This window comes from Halorientalis sp. (assembly GCF_028275115.1).
In the GTDB taxonomy this organism is placed as follows: Archaea; Halobacteriota; Halobacteria; order Halobacteriales; family Haloarculaceae; genus Halorientalis.
This window is the reverse complement of sequence record NZ_JAQCNH010000026.1, coordinates 1-5,735: the sequence shown is the minus strand read 5'-3', so window position 1 is coordinate 5,735 and position 5,735 is coordinate 1. Positions and strand designations below refer to the sequence as shown.

Genomic DNA, 5,735 nt, shown 5'->3' with positions numbered 1-5,735 from the left:
GTGTCGTTCGCGTGGATCGAAGCGGCGACCCAGGCCGGGTGTGCGCCGAGCGCGAGGGTTGCGTATCGTGTCTCAGCCTCCTCGGCGGCGGTGGTCCCGTTCGGCTCGCCCGGGCCGCCGGGACCAGCGTCACCACCACCGGTCACCAGCGCGACACCCGCGAGGAGGACCGCCAGGACGACCAGTACGACGAGGGCGTCGACCACGTTGATGCGGCCGAACAGTCGCCCCTTCTCGTCGATTAACTCCATCAGTTGTCACCCGCGTCGCAACCCGGCGATATATGGGTTTCGACAGACCCGGCCGCTGGCGACCCGCGACCGGTGACTCTGACACCCACAGTGACGGAACACAACCTACTTACGCGACAGTTGGTTACTCACAGATTGAGTAACTAATGACGATACTCGTCACTGGCGGTGACGGCTACGTCGGGTGGCCCACCGCGCTCCGAATTGCGACCAGAACCGAGGACCGGGTGCTCGCGGTGGACAACTTCGCGCGCCGGGACTGGGTTGAGGAGGTCGGCTCGACCAGTGCCGTGCCGATCGGCTGGATGGACGAGCGCCTCGCGGCCGCACGGGAGGCTCACGACGCGCACAACCTATCCTTCCTCCAGGGCGATCTCGTCGAGAAGGAGTTCGTCGACGAACTCCTCACCGTCCACGAACCGGACGTGATCGTCCACGCGGCCGCCCAGCCCTCCGCGCCGTACTCCCAGATCAACGGTGAGCGGGCCAACTACACCCAGCACAACAACATGCAGGCCACGCGGAACCTCGTCTTCGGCCTGCACGAACACGACATGACCGACACCCACTTCATCGAGACGACGACGACGGGCGTTTACGGGGCCCCCGAATTCCCCATTCCCGAGGGTGGCGCGGTCATGGAGAATCAGGGTGAGCGCGACGACGTGCCGTTCCCGGCGATGGCTGGTTCGTGGTATCATATGACGAAATCGCACGATTCAGCCAATCTCAGGCTCGCTCAGAGTCAGTTCGACATCCCTATCTCGGACGTGCGGACGGCCATCGTCTACGGCACCGAGACCGACGAGGCCCGGGCCGACGACCGGCTGAAGACCCGCTTCGACTTCGACTACTACTTCGGCACCGTCGGCCACCGCTTCTGTGCCCAGGCCGTCGCAGGGTACCCCGTCACGGTCTACGGGAAGGGCGAACAGCGCAAGCCCTTCATCTCGCTGGAAGACGCCGTCGAGGGGCTGGCTGAACTGGCGCTCGTCGACCCAGACGAACGGCCCGACGACCTAACCGTCTACAACCAGGTCACGCGGGCCATCAGCATCGTCGAGATCGCCGAGACCATCGCCGACGTGGGCGACGAGTTCGACCTCGACGTGGCCGTCGAGCACTTCGAGAACCCCCGCGACGAGGATGAGACCCACAAGATGGAGATCGAGAACGCACAGTATATGCACGTCATCGGCGAGCAGGCCCAGGACTTCGAGGGTGGCGTCCGGGACATCTTCGAGACGCTGACCCGCTACACCGAGACCATCGAGGCCCACGAGGACCGGTTCCTCCCGGGCGTCCTGGAGGAGTCGGAGGACTGAGCCGTGGACGTACTGGTCACCGGCGGCTGTGGCTACATCGGGAGCGCACTCGTCCCGATGCTCCGGGCCGACGACGCGGTGGAGCGGGTGGTCGTCCTCGACTCGCTGTCCAGCGGCTCGCCCCGTGCACTGCTGGGGACGCTCTCGGCCGAGTCCAACGACGGCGTCGACTTCCGCCGGGGTGACGTGCGCGAGTACGGCGACGTGGAGAACGCCATGCGCGAGGTGGACACCGTGATCCACCTCGCGGCGATCACCGGCGCGGCGAGCACCCACGACCGCCGCGCGGAGACCATGGCGGTCAACTACGACGGCACCGAGAACGTCCTCAAGGCGGCGGGCAAACTCGGCGTCGAGAACGTCGTCTCGGCGTCTTCCTGCAACATCTACGGCCGGGCGATGAGTCGCGACATCGACGAGTCCGTCGAACCCGATCCGATCAACCCCTACGCCGAGGCCAAGTACGAGGCCGAGTCCCTCCTCGCGGCGTACTGCGAGGACCACGACATGGACGGGACCGCGCTCCGGATGAGTACGAACTACGGCTACTCGCCGGGCGTGCGGTTCAACCTCGTCGTGAACCACTTCGTCTTCCGCGCGCTGACCGGCCGCTCGCTGACGGTCTACGGCGACGGGTCGAACTGGCGGCCGTTCATCCACGTCGAGGACGCCGCCGCGGCGTACAAACACGCCGCCTGCAATCCCGGGGACTGGGACGAGGAGGTGTACAACGTCGGCACCAACGCGGGCAACTACCGGATCAGCGAGATCGCCGACCTCGTGCGCGACGAGGTGGGCCCCGTCGACGTGACTTACCTCGAAGACGAACATCCCGGGCCGTCCTATCACGTCAACTTCGACAGGCTGGCCGAGACCGGCTTCGAGCCCGAGTGGTCCCTCCGGGAGGGCGTGCGGGATCTGGCCGACCGGTTCACGGGCGCGGAGTAATCTTCGATTTGATTCTGTCAGTATTCCGTCCAGTCGATCACCTGGACATCTTCGATGCGCTCGAAGTGATCGACGTTCGTAGTCAAAACGGGCAGCTGTTCCGTTCGTCCGGTCGCGGCGATGTACACGTCGTGGAGGTCGTTGAGTGGTACACCGCGCGATTGCAGATCAGCAATTATGTTGGCCGCTGCGACGGCGACGGGTCTGTTTGCTGGGATCACCTCGAACCGCGAACAGAGTCGTTCGAGGTCTTCGATGGCCTCTCGGTGTGCCTCTGTGCCCGATTCGTACTGCTTGTTCACGCCTAACCGGAGTTCGGTCAGTGTGACGGCGCTGATGGCGTGACGGCCTTCCTGGTCGAGTTTCTCGACTTTCCGGTCGACACCCCCGCGGTCGATGTCGACGACGGCGGACGTATCAACGAGTTTCATCGTCCAGGCGATCCAACGTCCCCTCGCTCAGCTGGCCGATATCGTCTTTGACTTCCTCGTGTGTCCCTTCCTCGAAGATTCGTTGTCCGGCCACGTCGGCCAGTTTCCCGCCGCTTTCGAGTCGATCCTCGATGACCTCGCTGAAACTCCGCTCTCCCTTCTCTCGCTTCAGTTTCCGGTACACCTCGTCGGAGATGGAGATGTTCTTGCTCATGTTTTGCGTATGGGTGTTCGTACGCAAAACTGTTCCGGCACGTCGGGCGGCAGCCTCGGGACACGGGCGTCTAGTCTCGAACCCGGCGAGCCCGCTATCGCCGGGGCAGTTGTTCGAACCCGAGTGTCTCGAAGTCACCGTCGTAGGCGAACACGTGGTCGGTCCCTTCGTCACGCATCGTGACGGCGATCAGCTGGTCGGTGAACGAAATCTCGTGGTCGTCGTAGCGCTCGAACCCGCTCCGTGCCTCGGCGAACCGGTCGTCTGTCTCCGGGAGCACGGTAATCGCATCGGAGTCCAGGGTTCGTTCCAGTGCGGTGCAGGCCAGCTCGTGTGTTCCCTTCGAGAGGAGGAGCGTTGCGAGTTCGTCGACGACGTACGTACTCGTCGTAAGTGGGCGGAAGGGAATGTCGTTGTTACCAACGGCGGTGAGAAATGCCCTCGCTTCCTCGTGTTCGTCCGTCTCGGGATGAAAATACGCGAACAGCGCGCTCGTGTCCAGAAAGAGTCCGGTCGGTCCATCCGTCGTCGGTCGAAAACCTGCCAGGCCCGTCACTGTTCGTAGAGGTAGGTGTCGGTTTCGGTCGCAGTGAGGTCCTCCTCACTCTCGTCAGTCTGGGGCGGATCGGCGAAGAACGGATCGTCCGGGTCGTGCCGATCCTGTTGATCGGTGAACGTTTTGACGGCGTCCCGGAGCGCATCTTTCAGCGACAGGTCTTCTCGCTCGGCTACACGAACCAGCCGTTCGTACTCCTCTTCGGGGAGTTCCGTCTGGACGATCTTCGTGTCGGCATCCGAAGACATGTCTTTGCTCATGCTCATGTACTTGTTTCAGGTGGATAAACGCACCGCCCCATCAGTCGTCACCCTCGACCTGCGCGTGTTTCGTGCTGTCGACGCTGATCGTCTCCCACTCCTGGTCCGTGTGGGCTCCCTCGCGCTCGCGAGCGCTGGCGGCGACGCGGATGAACTCGGCCTTTTTTCGGGCGTCGGGGATGGTGTGACCGCCACAGTAGGAGAGGCCGGACTTGATGCCGGCGGAGAACTCCTCGGCCACGTCGCCGACCGGCCCTTTGTAAGGGGTCAGTCCCTCGACGCCCTCGTCTTGCGTTACGTCCTCCTCCTTGTCCGAGCGGTCCTCGGCGGCGGCCGTCGTGGCCATCCCGCGGGAGCGCTTGTAGCGCACGCCGTCGACCTCGACGGTCTCGCCCGGGGCTTCCTCGGTGCCGGCGAACAGACTCCCCAGCATGACGGTGTCTGCGCCGGCCATCAGCGCCTTCGCGGCGTCGCCGGAGGTGCGGACCCCGCCGTCGGCACAGATCGTCACGTCCAGATCGGCGGCGGCGTCGGCGCAGTCGTCGACCGCCGTGAGCTGGGGCACGCCCGCCCCGGCGACTTTGCGGGTCGTACAGTGCGAGCCCGGCCCGATGCCGACTTTCACACAGTCCGCACCGGCCGCGTAGAGGTCTTCGACGCCCGCCGGCGTGGCGACATTGCCCGCGACCAGTTCGAGGTCGGGGTAGGCCTCCCGGATGTCGGCGACGGCGTCGAGCGTGCGTTCCATGTGGCCGTGGGCCACGTCGACGACGACGGCGTCGACGCCCGCGTCGACCAGCGCCCCGGCACGGCCGACTGTATCCTCGTCGATGCCGACGGCGGCCGCGACCGGTTGGCCCGCGTCGGCGACGGTCGCGACCTGTGTGGCCTGTTCGTCGACGGTCAGGAATCGGTGGATCGTCCCGAGACCGCCGGCCTCGCCGAGCGCGATGGCCAGTTCGGCCTCCGTCACCGTGTCCATCGCCGCCGAGACCAGCGGCGTCGCCAGTTCCAGTCCGGGCGTCAACTGGGTGGTGAGGTCCACGTCGCTCCGACTGTCGACCGGCGAGCGCTGTGGCACCAGCAACACGTCCCCGTAGCTCAGTCCCGTTCGCGGTTCGTTCATGACCGAACGAGCACAGTGGCTTCGAACGCTTAAATCCGCGGATCGTGTCAACGCTCGTTTTTTCGACATGTTGACCTGAAACCCGCGGACCACGAAGTTTGTAACCCTTCACGTAGACACCCAGTACATGAGCGATACCGCCGAGCCCGTCCACGTCGCCGTCACCGGCGCGGCGGGCTACATCGGCAGCCGCGTCGTCGCACAATTGCAGGAGGATCATCCCGAGTGGGAGATCACCGCACTGGACAACTTCTATCTCGGCGACCTCCGTGAGGTCGGCGACGTGTCCGTCGAGCACGTCGACATCCGCAACCGCGACCGGCTGGAGGCCGCCCTCGACGGCGCGGACGTGGTCTTGCACCTGGCGGCCATCTCGGGCGTCGACGACTGTGACGACAAGCCGGACTTGGCCTACGAGGTCAACGTTGCCGGCACCAACAACGTGGCCTGGTTCTGTCGGAAGACCGGCACGGCACTGTGTTTCCCCTTCTCGATGGCCGTCATCGGCGACCCGCAGGAGTTCCCGATCACGGTGGATCTGCCACGGGACCCGCTGAACTGGTACGGCCAGACGAAGGTGCTCGGCGAGCGGGCCATCGACACCCTCGCCGACGGGGCCTTCCC

At 65.0% G+C, this 5,735-nt stretch carries 9 protein-coding genes; 3 read left to right on the top strand and 6 right to left on the bottom strand.

The features are described 5' to 3' along the window. Positions 1 to 251: DUF4330 family protein (locus Q0964_RS04005; protein WP_299263695.1), on the bottom strand; the 251-nt coding region annotated here is incomplete at its 3' end. 146 nt (positions 252 to 397) lie between these two features. Between Q0964_RS04005 and Q0964_RS04000 the strand changes: the two genes are divergently transcribed. Both Q0964_RS04000 and Q0964_RS03995 read left to right on the top strand, forming a co-directional pair. Next, a complete protein-coding gene (locus tag Q0964_RS04000; RefSeq protein ID WP_299263693.1) occupies positions 398 to 1,576 on the top strand; it encodes an NAD-dependent epimerase/dehydratase family protein in 1,179 nt (392 codons plus the stop codon). Between the two features lie 3 nt (positions 1,577 to 1,579). Then, positions 1,580 to 2,524 (top strand): NAD-dependent epimerase/dehydratase family protein, encoded by a 945-nt coding sequence (locus tag Q0964_RS03995; RefSeq protein ID WP_299263690.1) that lies wholly within the window; start codon positions 1,580 to 1,582, stop codon positions 2,522 to 2,524. A gap of 17 nt (positions 2,525 to 2,541) precedes the next feature. Here Q0964_RS03995 and Q0964_RS03990 read toward each other — a convergent pair whose 3' ends face one another. The 5 genes from Q0964_RS03990 to Q0964_RS03970 form a co-directional block, all read right to left on the bottom strand. Then, positions 2,542 to 2,955 (bottom strand): type II toxin-antitoxin system VapC family toxin, encoded by a 414-nt coding sequence (locus Q0964_RS03990; RefSeq protein ID WP_299263687.1) that lies wholly within the window; start codon positions 2,953 to 2,955, stop codon positions 2,542 to 2,544. Next, positions 2,942 to 3,169, bottom strand: a complete 228-nt coding sequence (locus Q0964_RS03985) for an antitoxin VapB family protein (protein WP_299263685.1) — start codon at positions 3,167 to 3,169, stop codon at positions 2,942 to 2,944. Before Q0964_RS03985 ends, Q0964_RS03990 begins: the two co-directional genes overlap by 14 nt. Before the next feature lie 94 nt (positions 3,170 to 3,263). Further along, positions 3,264 to 3,725 (bottom strand): type II toxin-antitoxin system VapC family toxin, encoded by a 462-nt coding sequence (locus Q0964_RS03980; protein ID WP_299263682.1) that lies wholly within the window; start codon positions 3,723 to 3,725, stop codon positions 3,264 to 3,266. After that, positions 3,722 to 3,985 (bottom strand): hypothetical protein, encoded by a 264-nt coding sequence (locus tag Q0964_RS03975; RefSeq protein ID WP_299263679.1) that lies wholly within the window; start codon positions 3,983 to 3,985, stop codon positions 3,722 to 3,724. The genes Q0964_RS03980 and Q0964_RS03975 overlap by 4 nt, the downstream gene beginning before the upstream one ends. Positions 3,986 to 4,025: 40 nt before the next feature. Further along, entirely contained in the window at positions 4,026 to 5,111 is a 1,086-nt protein-coding gene (locus tag Q0964_RS03970) for a guanosine monophosphate reductase (protein WP_299263676.1), read from the bottom strand. 127 nt (positions 5,112 to 5,238) lie between these two features. Between Q0964_RS03970 and Q0964_RS03965 the strand changes: the two genes are divergently transcribed. Next, a partial coding sequence (locus Q0964_RS03965; protein ID WP_299263674.1) for an NAD-dependent epimerase/dehydratase family protein occupies positions 5,239 to 5,735 on the top strand: 497 nt, incomplete at its 3' end.